The sequence below is a fragment of the Hymenobacter glacialis genome, assembly GCF_001816165.1.
GTDB lineage: Bacteria > Bacteroidota > Bacteroidia > Cytophagales > Hymenobacteraceae > Hymenobacter > Hymenobacter glacialis.
Genome location: NZ_MDZC01000133.1, coordinates 1 through 16,531, shown reverse-complemented (window position 1 = coordinate 16,531; position 16,531 = coordinate 1). Strand labels below are relative to the sequence as shown.

Below are 16,531 nucleotides of genomic sequence, written 5' to 3'. Positions count from 1 at the left end.
GGGCTGGCTATGGGTACGCCCACCACGGGCAATGGTTCCGATGAGGGCGTTTCTTACTGCGGAAAAAGCTTCGGGCCGAACACCAGCGCCCCCACCACCAGCGCGCCCAAGGCGGCCAACAGCACGGCGCCGGCGGCCACGTCCTTGGCTTTGCCCGCCAGTGGGTGGTAGGCCGGCGAAGCCAAGTCGGTGAGGGCTTCAATGGCGGTGTTCACCAGCTCGGCGGCCCACACGCCGGCCACGGCCAGGGCCACCAGGGCCCACTCCAGGCGGGCCAGGTGGTAGTAGAACCCCAGCCCAACCACCACCACCGTAGCCACGGCATGTACTTGCAGGTGCACTTCGGAGCGCAGGGCGGCCCATACGCCGCGCACGGCGTGCCCAAAGCTGGCCACGCGCCGGCGCCACAGTCCCTCCGGTGGCCGCAGGCGCGGGGAGGTGGGCGAGGCCGGCTCAGCCATGGTATTCAAAGGGATGAAAAACCGACTGCCGCAGCTCCGACCACTCCGATTTGAGCACGCTGAAAATGACGGTATCGCGCCGGAAGCCGCCCTGCGTGATGCGGTGGCTGCGCAGCGTGCCCTCTTCGGTGGCGCCCATGCGGGCCATGGCGGTGCGGGATTTGTGGTTGCGCGCATCGGTTTCCAACTCCACCCGCTCGTGGCCCAGCTGCCCAAATGCGTGGCTGAGCAGCAGGTGCTTACAGGCCCGGTTCAGGCCCGAGCGCTGGAAGGCCCGGCCCACCCAGGTGTAGCCAATGCTGATGCGCTGGTCGGCTTCTGCCTCGCTGTAGTAGCTGGTGCAGCCGGCGAGGTGGCCCGTTTCGCGGTCGATGATGACAAACGGGTAGCGCAGGCCCTGCTCCCGCGCCTCCAGGGCCTGGCGGATGTAGGCAGCCAGGCTCACGGCGTCGTCGCCGCGGGTCAGGGTGTACTGCCACAGGTCGGCATCGAAGGCCACCAGCTTGAGGGCTTCGAAATCACCAATTTCCAGGGGCCGCAGGCGAACACGGTTGTTTTCGAGAACGATGTTAGAAGAGAAGTCCATCGGCGCAAAGGTGCTGGTGAAAAAAGGAAAGGACTGCTTTTTAGGGAGATTTTGCCCAATTAGAAGAACGTCATGCTTATCTGGCGTCCGCACAGCCGAAGCATCTCTACTGCGCAACTAATCAATTTTAGTGGTGGCGGTAGAGATGCTTCGGCTGCGCGAACGCCAGATAAGCATGACGTTCTTTTATGATTGAGCCTTACCGGCCCACCATTTCTTCGGGCTTCAGCCACTCGTCGAACTCGGCCTCGGTCACGTAGCCCAGCTGCAGGGCGGTTTCCTTCAGCGTGGAGCCGTTTTTGTGGGCGGTTTGGGCTATTTCAGCGGCTTTGTAGTAGCCAATGTGCGGGTTGAGGGCCGTCACCAGCATGAGGCTGCTGTCGACGTGCTTTTTGATGTTGGCTTTGATGGGCTGGATGCCCGAGGCGCACTTGTCGGTGAAGCTCACGCACACGTCGCCGATGAGGCGGGCTGAGTGCAGGAAGTTGTAAATCATCATCGGCTTGAACACGTTCAGCTCGAAGTGGCCCATGGAGCCGCCCACGGTGATGGCCACGTCGTTGCCCATTACCTGGGCGGCTACCATGGTCATGGCCTCGCACTGGGTGGGGTTCACCTTGCCGGGCATGATGCTGGAGCCGGGCTCGTTGTCGGGAATGTCGATTTCGCCGATGCCGGCGCGCGGGCCGGAGCTGAGCATGCGGATGTCGTTGGCAATCTTCATCAAACTCACGGCTACCGTTTTGAGGGCGCCGTGGGCTTCCACGATGGCGTCGTGCGCGGCCAGGGCCTCAAACTTGTTTTCGGCCGTGATGAAGGGTAGGCCAGTGAGGTCGGCAATGTGCTTGGCCACGCTCACCGAGTAGTTGGGCGGGGTGTTGATGCCCGTGCCCACGGCCGTGCCGCCCAGGGCCAGCTCGCTCAGGTGCGCCAACGTGTTTTTGATGGCGCGCAGGCCGTGGTCGAGCTGCGACACGTAGCCCGAAAACTCCTGGCCCAGCGTGAGCGGCGTGGCGTCCATGAAGTGGGTGCGGCCGATTTTCACGATGTCCATGAACTCCTCGCTCTTGGCTTTCAGCGCGTCGCGCAGCTTCTCGATGCCGGGAACGGTGTTCTCGGTCAGGATTTTGTAGGCCGCGATGTGCATGGCCGTGGGGAAGGTGTCGTTGCTGCTCTGGCTCTTGTTCACGTCGTCGTTGGGCGCCAGGGCTTTCTTTTCGTCGGCGAGCTGGCCGCCGTTCAGCACGTGGCCGCGGTAGGCAATCACCTCGTTCACGTTCATGTTGCTCTGCGTGCCGGAGCCCGTTTGCCACACCACCAGCGGGAAGGCGTCGGCGAGGCCGCCGGCCAGAATTTCGTCGCACACCCGGCCAATCAGCTCGGCCTTTTCGGCGGGCAGCACGCCCGCGTCGCGGTTGGTGAAGGCGGCGGCCTTTTTCAGGTAAGCGAAGGCAGCGATAATTTCCTTGGGCATCTTGTTGATGTCCTGAGCAATGGGAAAGTTCTCGATGGAGCGTTGGGTTTGGGCGCCCCAATATGCGGTGGCGGGCACTTGCACGGTGCCCATGGTGTCCTTTTCGGTGCGGAAATCCATCGGTTCTTTAATGTGGAGAATGTGAAGAATATGAAGAGGTGTAAATACAACGGGGCGGGAGCGTCGGGCGCAAAAGTACGTTAGCGCCGAAGCACGGATTTTGTCGCGACCAGCACAGCCACCCGCGCCCGGCTGGCGTACACACAGCAAACAGAACCGACGGCCCCACGTTTTTATTCTCCCATTTTCACATTCACCACCTTTTTACCCTTAAAAAGCATGTCCTCCATCAAACAAGTTATTGAAATCCTGGCTTCCTCCGAAAAAAGCTTCGAAGACGCCCTGCAGCGCGCCATAGAAAGTGTCAGCGCGTCGATACCCAATATTTCGTCCATTTACATAAAGGACCAGAGCTGCAAAGTGCGCAACAACCGCATCGTGGAGTACCGCGTGACGGCCAAAGTGAGCTTTGGCACCCCCACCGACGGCCCGGCCAACTTGGACCTCTCCGAACTGGAGCGCACCTTTGTGGAAGCCCCCGTGCCCGCTGGCAACGGTGCCCCCGACTACAGCCACGTGGCCGTGAAAACCGAGCCCGAGCTGCCCCGCGAAGTAGAGCCCGGCGGCAGCGCCACCGAGCCCGAGAGCGGCGGCGGATACAGCGGATAGCAGCACCCACCGGCTCCTCTTCCGCGTAAGGGCGAGCGAGATGTATTTATCAACCAAAGAAGGCTCCCTGCTATTTGGCAGGGAGCCTTCTTTGCAAAACATCAGTGTCCGGGATACATCTGATTTGCGCTACCTTTCACACGCCCAACGCGGCTACTTGCGCGGCCCGGCCCAACCCCGCACCTCGTTTCCTCATTCTCACTCATGAAAAAACTTCTCCTTGGACTGCTGTGCTGCGTAGCCGCCAGCCCGGCCTACGCCCAGCAAGGCCCCGAGCCGGTGAAAGTAACCGACTTGCTCAAAATCAAGCAAATTGGCAACATCACCCTCACCCGCGACGGGCGCAAGGCGGCCTTCACCGTGCTGGGCATCGAGCCGGATGAAAAAAATAAGGCCGATTACAAAAACGTAACCCAGCTATATGAAATAGGCACCGAGGCGGGCGCCAGGCCCCGGCAGCTGACCGCCGCTCGGGAAGGCGCTTCGCAGCCCGCCTGGAGCCCCGACGGCCGCCAGCTGGCCTTTGTGCGGACCGTGGACGAGAAGCCCCAGGTGTTTGTGATGGCCGCCAACGGCGGCGAAGGCCGGCAGCTCACGCGCTACAAGCACGGCGCCGGCAGCCCCAAATGGTCGCCCGATGGGCGGCAGGTGCTGTTTTCGGCGGCTATTCCGCTGCGCGAACTATTGAATGACTCCCTGCTGAACGCCGCAAAAAGCCTGCCCCGTTGGCCCTTCGAGAAGCCGGGATTCGATAAAAACGACCAGCTGGCCGCCACCACCGCCAAGCCCAACGCCGACGGCAGCCTAGCCGAAATCCGGGCCTACCTCGACAAAAACGAAACCGACAAAAAGGCCAAGGTGCTCACCAAGCTCAACTTTCAGGACGAGCGCGACGTGTCGGCGGAGCAAAGCTTTTCGCAGTTTTTCCTGATTGACGCCTCGGCCCCGGAGGCCAAGCCAGTAGCCGTCACCAACGGTTTCTACCGCTTCAACCAAGCCGCTTTCACCCCCGATGGCAAGCACCTGCTGCTCTCGGCCGACATCGACTCGCTGCAGCATCCCGACCGCTCGCTGGAAAACGAAATTTACTTGGCCGACCGCGACGGCCGCCGCCCCCGCCTGCTGCTGGGCCAGGACAACACCGTGTATTCCAGCCCGGAAGTATCGCCTTCCGGCAAGTGGCTCGCCTTCCAAATGAGCCCCGCCACCGGCGTGAATGTGCCCGAGCTGGCCGTGATGCCGCTCAACGGCACCGCCAAGGACATTGTCATCATTCCGTTTGACCGCAGCAAGGGCAACCTCACGTGGAGCGACGACGACAAGTACCTCTACTTCACGGCCCAGAGCAACGGCGGGGCGCCCCTCTACCGAGCCAATATTAAAACCCGGAAAGTAGAAAAGCTCTCGGCAGCCGACACGGGCATCACGAGCTTCGACGTGGCCCGCGACAAGGTGGTGTTTTCCCAGACCGGCGTGCTCAACCCTTCGGAGTTGTTGGTGGCCGATGCCGGACTGAAAAAGGTGCAGCCCGTGGGCAATTTCAACGACTGGGTGAAAACCAAGCGCCTCTCGCTGCCCGAAAAGCACTCCTTTGTGAACGAAAAAGGCCTGGCCGTGGAGTACTGGGTAATGAAGCCCACCGGCTACCAGGCCGGCCAGAAGTACCCGGTGGTGCTCGAAATCCACGGCGGCCCTTCGGCCATGTGGGGGCCGGGCGAAACCAGCATGTGGCACGAGTTCCAGTATTTCGCGGCCCAGGGCTACGGCGTGGTGTACAGCAACCCGCGCGGCTCGGGCGGCTACGGCCAAGACTTCCTGCGGGCCAACGTGCTGGACTGGGGCACCGGCCCGAGCAGCGACGTGCTCACGGCCCTCGACAAAACCGTGGCCGAAGGCTGGGCCGACCCCGCCAAGCTCACCGTGACCGGCGGCTCCTACGCCGGCTACCTCGTGGCCTGGATTATCAGCCACGACCAGCGTTTCAAGGCCGCCTGCTCGCAGCGCGGGGTGTATGATTTGGCCACGTTCTTTGGCGAGGGCAATGCCTGGCGTTTGGTGCCCAACTACTTCGGCGGCTACCCCTGGGAGCCCGCCGTGCGGCAGGTGCTCACCCGCGAGTCGCCCATCAGCTACGTCGATAAAATAACCACGCCCTACATCCTGTTCCACGGCGACAACGACCGCCGCACCGGCTTTGTGCAAAGCGAAATGATGTACCGCAGCCTCAAGGTGCTGGGCCGCCCCGTGGAGTACGTGCGCCACCCCGGCGGCACCCACGAGCTCACGCGCTCCGGCGACAATCGCCAGCGCATCGACCAGATGCTGCGCACGTTCGAGTTTTTCGAGCGCTACATCAACACCAAAGGCGAGGTGAATTAGGCCGCCCCATCTCGCATGTCTGCCTCGCCCGCCTAACCTGTCATGCTGAGCTTGCGAAGCATCCTCTCACCGCAGAACGAAGCGTTCCAGAATTTCTCGGCGAGGCGTTCAGACGTGATAGGATGCTTCGCAGGCTCAGCATGACAGGTGGTGCAGGCGGCGTTAGTGTCAAGTGAAGCAGGACGGTTCTCCATTTACAACTTCTCATTCTTCAGGTCAATGAAAAAAATCTCCTCCGTCTTAGCAGCTACGCTGTTGGGAGCTGCCCTGTTCACCGGCTGCAACACGCCCGACACCACCACTGCCGGTGCCAGCACCACCGCTTCGGCCGGTGTGCCAGCCAGCTACTTCGAGCCCACCGAAACCGGCGTGCAGGACGGCGGCGTGCGCGTCATTCCCATCACCACGCCCAAGGGCAAGTTCAACGTCTGGACCAAGCGCTTTGGTAATAATCCCAAAATTAAAGTGTTGCTGCTCAACGGTGGGCCGGGCGCTACGCACGAGTATTTCGAGTGCATGGAAAACTTTCTGCCCAGGGAAGGCATCGAGTTTATTTATTACGACCAGCTGGGCTGCGGGCTTTCCGACAACCCCAAAGACACCGCCATGTGGAGCCTGCCGCGCTACGTGGAAGAAGTGGAGCAGGTACGCCAGGCCCTGAACCTCACCAAGGACAACTTCTACCTGTTGGGCCATTCCTGGGGCGGCATCCTGGCCGCCGAATACGCCTTCAAGTACCAGCAGCACCTTAAGGGCCTCATTATTTCCAACATGATGATGAGCTGCCCTGCCTACGGGCGCTACGCCGACGAAGTGCTGGCCAAGCAAATGAAACCCGAAGTGCTGGCCGAAATCCGCGCCATAGAAGCCAAAAAGGACTTCGCCAACCCGCGCTACATGGAGCTCCTGATGCCCAATTTCTACGCCGAGCACGTGCTGCGCCTGCCCCTCGACCAATGGCCCGAGCCCGTGAACCGCGCCCTGGGCAAAACCAACCAATCGCTCTACGTGACCATGCAGGGTCCCAGCGAGTTCGGGGTTTCGGGCAAGCTGGAGAACTGGGACCGTGTGGCCGACCTGCCCAAGCTCAGCGTGCCCGTACTGTCCATTGGCGGCAAATACGATACCATGGACCCCGAGCACATGCGCATGATTGCTGCCAAGGTGCAGAACGGCAACTCCCTCATCTGCCCCCAGGGCAGCCACATGAGCCTCTACGACGACCAGCAAACCTATTTTACGGGCCTCATCAAATTTCTGAAATCAGTGGACGCAGGCACGCTCAAGCCGGGCGCGGAGCTGTAGTGCAGGTGGCCGGCCCGCCACTCCGTTGCTTCAACAAAAAAAAGGCAGCCATGCGGGGCTGCCTTTTTTTTGTTGAAGCAACGGAATGCCTTACAAATGGGCAATTGGGTCAATCACACCATCGGGGTCGTTCTTCACGCTGCCGCTGGTGGTGAAGGACTTGCCGCGTAGCAGCAGCACGCCAGCCATGTGGGGCGTGGCCATGGAAGTGCCGCTGATGGTGTTGTAGCCATCTCCTATCCAGGTTGAGTGGATGCTCACGCCGGGCATGCAGTAGTCTACGGGTGGGTTGCCGAAGTTCGAAAACGAGGCCCAGGTATCGGTGTTGTCCATGGCCGAGATGGTGAAAACATTGGGCCCGTTCACCCGCGCCGGCGAGTTGAGGGCCGCGTTGCCGCTGTTGTTGCCCGCCGCAATGGCAAACAGGATGCCTTTGTTGGAGGCGTTGAGAACGGCATCGTCGAGGGCTTGCGAAGCGCTGCCACCCAAGCTCATATTGGCCACGTCCCCGGCCCGGGCGTTGGCGCCCACGTAGTCGATGCCCGCAATAACGCCCGAGGAAGCGCCGCTGCCCGAGGCATCAAGCACCCGCACGGCCACCACGGTGGCGTTGGCGGCCACACCCACCACGCCATAGGTGTTGTTTTTGGCTGCAATGGTACCGGCTACGTGCGTGCCGTGGCCGTTGCCATCCTCAGGGGAGGTACTGAGGCCCAGAAACGAGCGGCTGCGATTCACGTCCACCAGCAGGTCGGGGTGGTTCAGGTCGATGCCCGTGTCAATGACCCAGGCGGTTTTGCCGGTGCCGTCGCCCTGGCCCACCCGGGTAACGCCATAGGGCACGGTTTGGGTGCTGGTGGTGGGCGTATTCCCACCCTTCACAGGCTTGCCCAACGAAATAATGCGGTCAGGCTCCACATAGCTCACCCGGCCATCGCGGGCCAGTTCGGCTGCTTCCTTGGGAGTGAGCACGGCCGCAAACCCTTTCAGAACGTGGCCATAGGCCACGCCCACTGCCTCGGCCCGCAATCCCCGGCCACGCAACAAGCCCTGGGCCGCCGTTTTCACCTTCCGTACCTTGTCATCGTAGCTATCCGTTGTAGTCGTAGCCACGGCTCCGTCATTCAGTACCACAATGTATTGGCCCGGAATTACGTCGTTAAGCCGCGAATCGGCTGCTACGAACGTTGGTTGCACAGAGCTCGATGGGGCAACCGTTTCACGGGAGCACCCCACGAACAGCAAGCCTGATGCGAGCAAAGCCCCATTCAAAAACAAAGAATTGAAGCGGATACTGGAAAAGCGGTTTTGCATACAGGAACGAAAGATGGGAAAAAGGAAAAAATGGATGATAAGAATTCCGACAATTCAACAGCCGAGGCTGCTAGGAAATACACAATATTCGGTGCGCGGTTAAAAATTCGGAAAAAGCGCGCAAATCAAAAAAATGCCGCATAAAACCTTATTAATTGTTCGATGGCTGGCAAACTGTACCTGTAAAAGAATGATTCATTATAGAATAGCTGTACCGTTATTTTTCCTGGAGTATAGCATATAAAATCAATTTAATGCTATTTTTGGTTGCTGAGCCAGAGCGAGCAGTGGGGCACCGTCATCTGGGCCGCCACCGAGCAGCTAGCCAACGGCGCCCGCGCCGGTGAGCCTCGTGCGCCTGGCGCAAGGCCTGAGTCACAGCAATCCCGTAGGCGTGCGGTGACAAGCGGGGAGTTGAAGCAAGGGCCAAAAGCCACCTGTTTACAACCAAAAAGGCCCCTCCGTTGCAGCGGTGGGGCCTTTTGATAATATAGCTAGGATACTTGCGCTAACAATAAGTGAAAATAGATAAGTGGACTAGAATGGCTGATAATCAGCTTAAAAAGAGAAGTTTGCGCCTATTTTAATCACCCGGTTCTGGGCGTCGAAGCGGTTGTTGTTGTCCAGCGAGGTCAGGCCGTAGTCGTAGCCCGCGCTCAGGCCGAAGCCGTTTTCAAACTGGTAGCCCAAGCCGCCCACGGCCGAAAAGTCGACTTTGCGGAGCTGGTTGGAGATGTCAAAATCGTCCTGGTAGGCGTTGATGCCGAGGGCACCGGCCTGCACCCGCGCCTTGCCGCTCACCAGGAAAGAGGCCTGCGGACCGGCGTAGAGGTAGAAGCCAGGCGTCACAAACACTTTGGCCAGCACGGGCACATCCACATATGCCAGGCGGGCGGTACCCGTCACCCTCGCTTTTAGGAAATCGAGTTTGGGGAAGGGCAGGGTGCCTTTTAGCACGGTGCCTTTTTCGGAGTAGTTGATACCAGGCTCAATGGCGAAACCGGGGCCCAGCGGCAGCGTGGCATACACACCGGCGTAAAAGCCGGGACGCATCTGCTTGGTAATGGCGCCATCGGGAACGAAGCCGGCCAGCTCAGTGAAGCTTTTCACGGCGTCACCTTGTACATCGGCCAGGTTGAGGCCACCCCGGAAGCCGAAGCGAACCGCCGAGTTGGCACCGGCCGACACTGTATTAGCCGATTGGCTGCGCACCGGAGCGCGCTGGCCCTGAGCCGAGCGGGGCGAAGGCGCCGCTTTGGGGTTGCCGTAAGCGTCGCGTGCACCCTGGGCCGAAGCAGTGGTGGCAGCAGCAGAAATCAAAAGGCAAGCCGCGGCCAGGCCGCCCGAAAGGCGTGAAAATTTCATGACCAAAAGAATTGGGAAGTGTGAAAGAAACCGGCCCCGTGAGTGCCGGGCCAAACGCCCGGCTGGTAGGCCGATGCAAGGGTATGATGCAAAACCGTGCCAAACTTTAAGGCGTGCCCGCGCCACCGCCGCTTTCACCACCGGCAAACCATTGCAAAAGCCTTTTCTCGCCTCCGGATGCGGATTTCCCAGACCCGGCACCTGGCTGGGGAAGGGGGGTTATTCCCCCACGCGGTAGCGGTTCATGAGCCGCAACAGCACCCCGTTGGTCCACCCGAAGCCGTCCTGCAGCGGGTACTCGCCGCCGCCGGCCTTGCGGTTGGGGTGCAGCACGTCGTACTTCTCCAGCAGCTGGCCGGTTTGAGTGAATACCCGCTGGTTCAGGCCCATCCAGCGGCGGGCAATGGTGTCGGCCAGCGGTTGCTGCTGGTAGCGCATGAGGCCCTCAATGGCGAGGTACTGCAGCGGCGCCCAGCCGTTGGGCGCGTCCCACTGCTGCTTGGTTTCAGTGAGGGTAGTTACCAGACCACCGGGCTTCAGGAAGCTGGCTTTGATGGTGGTGCCCACGCGCGCCGCCTGCGCCGCCGAGGCCAGCCCGAACGCCAGCGGAAACACGCCCGCCAGCGTGCGCACCGGGGAGCGCTGCCGCAGCCGCCAGTTGTAGTCCTGGAACCAGCCGGCTTTGGTGTCCCAGGTCAGGGCCATGAGCGCCACTTTGCGCTGGGCGGCTTTGGCGGTGTAGAGCCGCGCCTCGGCCGGCTGGCCGGCCAGCTTGGCCGCTTCGGCCAGGGTCAGCTCCAGGTGGTAGAGCAGGCAGTTCAGGTCCACGGGCACCATGTCGGTGGTCTGGATGGTGCCCAGGCCGCCCCCAGGCCGGAACCAGCGGCTGCTGAAGTCCCAGCCCGATGCGGCCGCCGCCCGGATGTGGCGGTAGAACTGCGCGGGCGGCTGCTTGCTGAGCCTGGCGGCGGCCACGTCTTCGGCGTAGGACTCTTCGCGGGGCTGGTCGCTGTCGTCCCAGTAGCGGTTGAGCACGGCGCCGGTGGGCAGGCGCACGGCCCGGCGGGCGGCGGTGCCGGGCTTCAGCTGCTCGGCGCCGCGCATCCAGTAGCGGTACTCGGCGGCCAGGGCACCGCGGTAGCGCAGCAGCTCGCCGTTGCCGCGCTCCTGGGCCAGTAGCATTACCATGCTGGCAAAAAACGGCGGTTGCGAGCGGGTGAGGTAGTACGTGCGGTTGCCGTTGGGAATGAAGCCGTAGCGGCCTATCAGGAAGGCAAAATTATCGGTAATGTCCTTCAGCAGCTGCCCTTTGCCGGCTTCGGCCAGGCCCAGCATCGTGAAGTAGGAGTCCCAGTAGTACACCTCCCGGAAACGGCCGCCCGGCACCAGGTAGGGCTTGGGCAAGGGCAGCAGGGAGCGGTAGGCGGCCAGCGAATCAGCGGGGTCCACGGCCGGGGCGGCGGGGCGCGCCAGCACTGTCCAGAGCGTGTCGAGGTGGTGGCGCAGGCCGGCTTGCACGTCGCTCTTGAAGGGAACCCCGCCGTCAGCCGGCAACTCGAAATAGCGCGCTACAAAGGCTTTGAGCTGAAAGCCGGGCTGGGATTTCTCCCGTTTCCAGGCGGCGAGAATGGTGGTGGGCCGCTGCCGGGGCACAGCGTCCACGAAGGTCTTGCCATCGGCGAAAACGCGGCCCAGCTGCACGGCTTCGAATAAGCCCGGAAACAGCTGCCGGGGCGACGCGGGCCGGGCAAGTACCTGCGGGGCAGTAGCGACTGGTGGCTGGGTTGCGGGAGCCGTCTGGGCACTGCTCATCAGGGGCAGCAAGGCCAGCAAGCAGCAGAAGTAGTAGTTGAGCATGAGGGGAGGAAATGAAAGCTGGCATTTAGACGGGGCCAGCCACTGCTTACGTGGCTCGTGGGCTTTTCGCTTCGTGGCTGGGTGCCGGGGAGACAATGCGGTGCATTATGGGAGGAAGAAGTGAAAATAAAAAAGGGTGTTATCCTGAGCGGAGTGAAGAACCTTATCGCACTTGATTTTCATCGAACGAATGCAGCTCAGGCATGATAAGGTCCTTCGCTCCGCTCAAGATGACAGACAGTTAGAAATAATTATTACCTGAAACTAATTGATTAGTCGTAAAACTAAAATTTTAGTTATACGTTTGCAATATCCTGACACCATTGCTCCTAACCCATGGACCCTTCCTTTCCCGAACTCACCCGCGCCGAAGAACAGGTGATGCAGGTGCTCTGGCGCCTCGGCCCGTCCTTCGTGAAGGACGTGCTGGCTGAGCTGCGGCCCCCGCACCGGCCTACAACACGGTTTCGACCATCATCCGCATCCTCGAAACCAAGGGCTTTGTCGACCACGAAGCCTTTGGGCGCACGCACCGCTACTTCGTGCTGGTGGAACAGGATGAGTACCGCCGCTTCTCGCTGCGCAAGCTGCTGGGCGGCCATTTCGGCAACTCCTTCAGCCGCCTGGTTTCCTTCTTCGCCAAAGAAGAAAACCTCGACGCTGCCCAGCTCGACGAGCTGCTCCGCCACGCCTCCGAACCCCAAAACCCTACTTCCGATGAACCCAATCAGCCTGCTTAATTGGATGCTGCTCAGCACGGTGCTGCTGGGGGCGTGGTGGCTCTGCTACTGGTTTCTGCTGCGCGGCGAGCGCGGCTTTGCCTACAACCGCGCCTTTCTGGTGCTGGGGCCGGTGCTGGCGGCGGGCCTGCCGCTACTGCCGCTGGCGTGGCCCACGGCCTGGGGCGCGCAGCCAGTGGCGCTGAGTGGGGTATCGGCGGTGCTGCTGCCCACGGTGGTGGTAGGGGCCAATGGCGCCAGCCAAGCCGCCAGCATAGATTGGGCGTTCTGGGCGCTGGCGCTGTACCTGAGCGGTGCCGTGTTTATGCTGGTGCAGCTGGGCTGGGAGCTGGGCCGGCTGTGGCAAAGCACGCGCCGCCTGGCCCGCGAGCCGGGCGATGGTTACACCCTGGCCCGTACCCACGGCACGCTGCCCACCAGCTCCTTCGGCCGCACCGTGTTTTGGGACGAAACCCTGCCGCTGAGCGCCGCCGAAGCCGACCAGGTGCTGCGCCACGAGCTGGCCCACGTGCGCCAGGGCCACACCTACGACCGCCTGCTGCTCGAACTACTGCGCGTGGTGCTCTGGTTCAACCCCTTCGTGCACCTGAGCGGCCGGGCCCTGGCCCTCACCCATGAGTACCTGGCCGACGAAGCAGCCCTGTGGGGCGCCGCCTCGGCTCCGTTTTCCTCCACCCGTTCCTACGCTCACCTATTGGCCCGGCAAGTGGCCACCCGCCTGGGTTTCTCCGTCCCGCTTGCGCATGCTTTTTCTCATTCCCAAACCTTACGTCGCATTGCCATGATACATAAAACCTCTCCTGTTCGCCGCTGGAAACAGTGGCTCGCGCTGCCGCTTGTGGCTTCGCTGTTCATTGTTGTTGCCAGTGGGCGCACGGCTGCCCAGGGCGGCCCGGGCCCCAAGCCCGCTGCCGTGCTGCGGCAGGGTACCCCGCCGCCGCCGCCGCCGGTCCCGATGGGTCAAACACCACAACCTGTGTCGTCGCCACCGGTGTATACGTATGTTGAGAACATGCCGCAGCTACCTGGTGGAGGTGGCAACAAGGCCATTGTAGAAGCTATCCAGCGCAATGTGATTTATCCCAAATCAGCTTTGGCTAACCATACAGAAGGACGGGTATTCGTTTCTTTCTACGTCGACAGCGAAGGGCAGGTAAAAGGGGCAAAAATTGTGAAAGGGCTGGACCCTGCAATTGATGCTGCTGTAATTGCTGCAGTGCAAAAGCTGCCTCGCTTCACGCCCGGCACCCAAGGCGGCAAAGCTGTGGCCGTCACTTTCACTGTACCTATAATGTTCAAAATATAGGCGCGATTTGTAAATACAAAACTGCTGTTCGCCTGTAAGCCAGAGCCAACGCCCACAGCTTTTTGGCCCGTTGACCCGAGAAACCGCCCGAAAAGCTCCGCCGTTGGCCGGGGCCTTTCTGCGTTTGCTCCGGCACCAACCGCTCGGAATGAAGTAACTTGCGGGTAGTATTGACCTTTTAATTGCAGTTCCTTCCGTGTTATTTTCTTTCCTTCCGCGCCATGCCGTAGTGGCGGCATCCCTGAGTTTACTGGCTTTTGCAGGCCTCCCCGCCTGCCAGACCCGCTCTGCTGAGGGCGAAACCCCCACCGGTGCCACCGCCGAAGCTGCCGCCAAGCCCGTGACCCTCGATTCGGCGCAGCTGCATGCCATGGTCATGCGCCGCGACTCGCTGCTGGCCGATTCCATAATGAAGAAAAGCGGGCAGCTGCCGGGCGCCATTCTGCCGGGCAAGCGCATTGTGGCCTTTTATGGCAACATCCGCTCGAAGGGCATGGGCATTTTGGGCCGCGAGCCCAAGGAGCAGATGTTCCGCAAGTTTGAGAAGGTGCTGGCCGAGTGGCGCGCCGCCGACCCCAGCCGGGGCGTGCAGGCCGCCCTGCACAACGTGACCATCACAGCCCAGGGCACGCCCGGCAAAGACGGCAAATGGCGCCTGATGAACTCCAAAGCTACTATTGAGGAAGTAATCAGCTGGGCCAAGGAGCACAACTGCATTATTTTCCTGGACGTGCAGCCCGGCCACAGCACCCTCGCGGCCGAGCTGCCCAAGCTGGAGCCCTACCTCAAAGACCCCATCGTGCACTTGGGCATCGACCCCGAGTTCTCGCTCTCCACCATGCCCGGCGTGCGCCCCAACCAGAAAATCGGCACCCTCGACGCCAAGGACATCAACTTCACGGTGAGCTTCCTGGCCCGCATCGTGAGCGAAAACAAGCTGCCGCCCAAGGTGCTCACCGTGCACCGCTTCACGCGTAAAATGGTGTCCAACTACAAAAACATCAAGCTCGACCCCCGCGTGCAGATTGTGATGCACATGGACGGCCACGGCGACCCCACCCTCAAGAAGGACTCCTACCAGCACTACATCGTGAACGAGCCCGTGCAGTACACCGGCTTCAAGCTGTTCTACGAGTACGACGCCCGTCCCAAGCCCCACCACATCATGACGCCTGAGGAAGTAATCGCCCTCAAGCCCGCGCCGCTGTACATTCAGTACCAGTAAACGGTACCGCGTTAGATAAAAAAAGGTCGCTGGATGTTCCAGCGACCTTTTTTATTGGCTCCAACCCTGGAAAACGTGACGGCCATAGCCAGTGTCCGGCGACAGCAACACGGTGCACCGGCGCGGCACCGAGCCCCAAATCAACAGTGCCGGCTAGGGAAACACTATAGCGAAAGCCGAGTAAAGAGCGCCGTTCGGGCGTTGCCGTTCACCGACTCCGTGCAACGCAGATACGCAGGACGTTGCGTCTCTTCACCGCCCCAAAAATTGTCAGCAGGCTATTCCCAGTCCTTCAACAGGCGCCGTATCAGCACGATTTCGCCGACGTGGTAGGCGTTGTGGTCGGCAATGAGGAGGGCTTCGCGCAGAATGGTTTGACCGGTGCCGTGCGGGATGGGGGCCAGCAGGTCGGTGCCCGGCGCGTGCAGCAGGTGCAGGAACCGCTGCCGCTGCTGCCGGATGTGGTCCAGGGCGGCCTGCCATTGTTCTTCATCGGCGGTGGCATCGGGGGCTGGCCAGTAGCCCTCCGGGAAGGTTGGCGATTGGTGTTCGGGGTCGATGGAGAACTCCACAATATCCCACTGCGCGATGCGGATGTGCTCGACCAGCTGCCAGATGGTGTAGGGCACATCGGGCAGGCGCTGGTTCCAGATTTTAGGCGTGAGGCCGTCGATGGCTTCTTCGAAGGTGGCGTGGGCGTTGCCCTTTGTGAGCAGGCTGGTTAGCTCCGCCAGCAGGGCTTTTTGACTAGGTCTGTCCATTGAATGCCAACTGCTATTTCTGCTTTTTGTGTAGTCGTTAAGAACCGGACTATACGGATGCTACTAGCCTGGAGGCATCCTTACGGAAAATAGTATTGAAAATAAAGTCTCTGTCATTATATGTTTGTGGTGGCATCCTTTTGGGCCACGCCGAGGTTGGTCATTGGTTTTGGAGACCGTTCAGCATGCCGGCACCCGTTGGGTCGCCCGCCCGTAAGCCCGGACAGTTCAGTGGTCGTCACAGGCCGAATGAATGATGGTGGGAGACGGGGCGGGAGCGCCACTATTTCGTGTGGTTTCACGCTTATCCCCCTCCCCTTTTTTATGGACTACATTGGCCTTGATATCAGCCAGGCGTACGTAGACGCCGACCTGCCCGGTGGCGTGCAGCGCCTGGCCCAAACCCCGGCCGGGTACCCCGCCCTGCTGACCGACGTGCCGGCCGGGGCCGTGTGCGTGCTCGAAGCCACCGGCCCCTATGGGCTGCGCCTGCTCGCCGCCCTGCACCAAGCCGGCCAGGCCGTGTGTGTGGTCAACCCGCTGTCCGTGCGCCGCTTTGGCCAAAGCCAGCTGCGGCGCAGCAAAACCGACCGCACGGACGCGCAGCTGCTGAGCCAGTTCGGTCGGGTCTTCGCCCCAGTCCTGCACCAGCCCACGGCCCGGTGGTTGAGCCAGCTGCAGCAGCGCCAAGCCCTGCTCGACTTGCTCCGGGGCCAGCGCACGGCCTTGAGCAACCACCAGCACACGCTGGCCCAATCGCCCTGGCCCGACCCGGTCAGCACCCAGGCCCTCGACGCGGAGCTGGCCGGGCTGGACCAGCAACTCGCCGCGCTGGAAAAGAGCCTGCGCGAAGATGCCCAGGCCCAGTGCGGGGCCGACTACGCCCGGTTGCAAACCATTCCCAGCGTGGGAACGCGCATCGCCCTTTCGCTGCTGCTGGCCGGGCCCGGGCTGCGCGCCTTTGCCGGCTGGCGCCAGGCCGTGGCCTACGCCGGGCGCGCACGCTGCTGCCCGCGCCACTTCGAGTCG

14 protein-coding genes are annotated in these 16,531 nt (G+C 61.6%); 7 read left to right on the top strand and 7 right to left on the bottom strand.

Annotation, left to right across the window (positions count from 1 at the left end):
* Positions 1-53: 53 nt before the first annotated feature.
* The 3 genes from BEN48_RS17275 to fumC form a co-directional block, all read right to left on the bottom strand.
* Positions 54-461, bottom strand: coding sequence for a diacylglycerol kinase family protein (locus BEN48_RS17275; protein WP_070736455.1), 408 nt, complete (start codon positions 459-461; stop codon positions 54-56).
* On the bottom strand, positions 454-1,047 hold the full coding sequence (locus BEN48_RS17270) for a GNAT family N-acetyltransferase (protein WP_070736454.1): 594 nt from the start codon (positions 1,045-1,047) through the stop codon (positions 454-456). Before BEN48_RS17270 ends, BEN48_RS17275 begins: the two co-directional genes overlap by 8 nt.
* Positions 1,048-1,246: 199 nt before the next feature.
* Positions 1,247-2,641 carry a class II fumarate hydratase gene (gene fumC / locus BEN48_RS17265; RefSeq protein WP_070736453.1) on the bottom strand — a complete coding sequence of 465 codons (1,395 nt, stop codon included), beginning with the start codon at positions 2,639-2,641 and terminating at the stop codon, positions 1,247-1,249.
* Between the two features lie 219 nt (positions 2,642-2,860).
* Between fumC and BEN48_RS17260 the strand changes: the two genes are divergently transcribed.
* The 3 genes from BEN48_RS17260 (at position 2,861) to BEN48_RS17250 (ending at position 6,934) form a co-directional block, all read left to right on the top strand.
* Complete coding sequence (locus tag BEN48_RS17260; protein ID WP_070736452.1) at positions 2,861-3,250, top strand: dodecin family protein; 390 nt, start codon at positions 2,861-2,863, stop codon at positions 3,248-3,250.
* Between the two features lie 204 nt (positions 3,251-3,454).
* Positions 3,455-5,629: a S9 family peptidase gene (locus BEN48_RS17255; protein WP_070736451.1), complete on the top strand. Its 2,175-nt coding sequence runs from the start codon at positions 3,455-3,457 to the stop codon at positions 5,627-5,629.
* A gap of 219 nt (positions 5,630-5,848) precedes the next feature.
* A complete protein-coding gene (locus BEN48_RS17250) occupies positions 5,849-6,934 on the top strand; it encodes a proline iminopeptidase-family hydrolase (protein ID WP_070736449.1) in 1,086 nt (361 codons plus the stop codon).
* Between the two features lie 90 nt (positions 6,935-7,024).
* Here the strand turns inward: BEN48_RS17250 and BEN48_RS17245 are convergent, their stop codons facing one another.
* The 3 genes from BEN48_RS17245 to treF form a co-directional block, all read right to left on the bottom strand.
* Entirely contained in the window at positions 7,025-8,131 is a 1,107-nt protein-coding gene (locus BEN48_RS17245; protein WP_241502315.1) for a S8 family serine peptidase, read from the bottom strand.
* 675 nt (positions 8,132-8,806) lie between these two features.
* A complete protein-coding gene (locus tag BEN48_RS17240; RefSeq protein WP_083321180.1) occupies positions 8,807-9,613 on the bottom strand; it encodes a porin family protein in 807 nt (268 codons plus the stop codon).
* A 219-nt stretch (positions 9,614-9,832) separates the two neighbouring features.
* Positions 9,833-11,470 carry an alpha,alpha-trehalase TreF gene (gene treF, locus BEN48_RS17235; RefSeq protein WP_070736446.1) on the bottom strand — a complete coding sequence of 546 codons (1,638 nt, stop codon included), beginning with the start codon at positions 11,468-11,470 and terminating at the stop codon, positions 9,833-9,835.
* 473 nt (positions 11,471-11,943) lie between these two features.
* Between treF and BEN48_RS17230 the strand changes: the two genes are divergently transcribed.
* The 3 genes from BEN48_RS17230 to BEN48_RS17220 all read left to right on the top strand — a co-directional run bounded on the left by BEN48_RS17230 (position 11,944) and on the right by BEN48_RS17220 (position 14,741).
* Positions 11,944-12,210, top strand: coding sequence for a BlaI/MecI/CopY family transcriptional regulator (locus BEN48_RS17230; protein ID WP_317043718.1), 267 nt, complete (start codon positions 11,944-11,946; stop codon positions 12,208-12,210).
* Positions 12,188-13,516 carry a M56 family metallopeptidase gene (locus BEN48_RS17225; RefSeq protein WP_083321179.1) on the top strand — a complete coding sequence of 443 codons (1,329 nt, stop codon included), beginning with the start codon at positions 12,188-12,190 and terminating at the stop codon, positions 13,514-13,516. Before BEN48_RS17230 ends, BEN48_RS17225 begins: the two co-directional genes overlap by 23 nt.
* Before the next feature lie 196 nt (positions 13,517-13,712).
* Complete coding sequence (locus BEN48_RS17220; protein ID WP_241502314.1) at positions 13,713-14,741, top strand: hypothetical protein; 1,029 nt, start codon at positions 13,713-13,715, stop codon at positions 14,739-14,741.
* 278 nt (positions 14,742-15,019) lie between these two features.
* On the opposite strand, the gene BEN48_RS17215 is transcribed toward BEN48_RS17220, so the two are convergent.
* Positions 15,020-15,502 (bottom strand): DinB family protein, encoded by a 483-nt coding sequence (locus BEN48_RS17215; RefSeq protein ID WP_070736442.1) that lies wholly within the window; start codon positions 15,500-15,502, stop codon positions 15,020-15,022.
* A gap of 324 nt (positions 15,503-15,826) precedes the next feature.
* Here BEN48_RS17215 and BEN48_RS18360 point away from each other — a divergent pair.
* Positions 15,827-16,531: IS110 family transposase (locus tag BEN48_RS18360; RefSeq protein ID WP_070736440.1), on the top strand; the 705-nt coding region annotated here is incomplete at its 3' end.

Bases quoted from the DNA above. Each gene is read 5' to 3' on its own strand.
- BEN48_RS17270 (WP_070736454.1), bottom strand. From the start codon at position 1,047: ATGGACTTCTCTTCTAACATCGTTCTCGAAAACAACCGTGTTCGCCTG.
- BEN48_RS17225 (WP_083321179.1), top strand. From the start codon at position 12,188: ATGAACCCAATCAGCCTGCTTAATTGGATGCTGCTCAGCACGGTGCTG.
- fumC (WP_070736453.1), bottom strand. From the start codon at position 2,641: ATGGATTTCCGCACCGAAAAGGACACCATGGGCACCGTGCAAGTGCCC.
- treF (WP_070736446.1), bottom strand. From the start codon at position 11,470: ATGCTCAACTACTACTTCTGCTGCTTGCTGGCCTTGCTGCCCCTGATG.
- BEN48_RS17255 (WP_070736451.1), top strand. From the start codon at position 3,455: ATGAAAAAACTTCTCCTTGGACTGCTGTGCTGCGTAGCCGCCAGCCCG.
- BEN48_RS17260 (WP_070736452.1), top strand. From the start codon at position 2,861: ATGTCCTCCATCAAACAAGTTATTGAAATCCTGGCTTCCTCCGAAAAA.
- BEN48_RS17215 (WP_070736442.1), bottom strand. From the start codon at position 15,502: ATGGACAGACCTAGTCAAAAAGCCCTGCTGGCGGAGCTAACCAGCCTG.
- BEN48_RS17250 (WP_070736449.1), top strand. From the start codon at position 5,849: ATGAAAAAAATCTCCTCCGTCTTAGCAGCTACGCTGTTGGGAGCTGCC.
- BEN48_RS17240 (WP_083321180.1), bottom strand. From the start codon at position 9,613: ATGAAATTTTCACGCCTTTCGGGCGGCCTGGCCGCGGCTTGCCTTTTG.
- BEN48_RS17275 (WP_070736455.1), bottom strand. From the start codon at position 461: ATGGCTGAGCCGGCCTCGCCCACCTCCCCGCGCCTGCGGCCACCGGAG.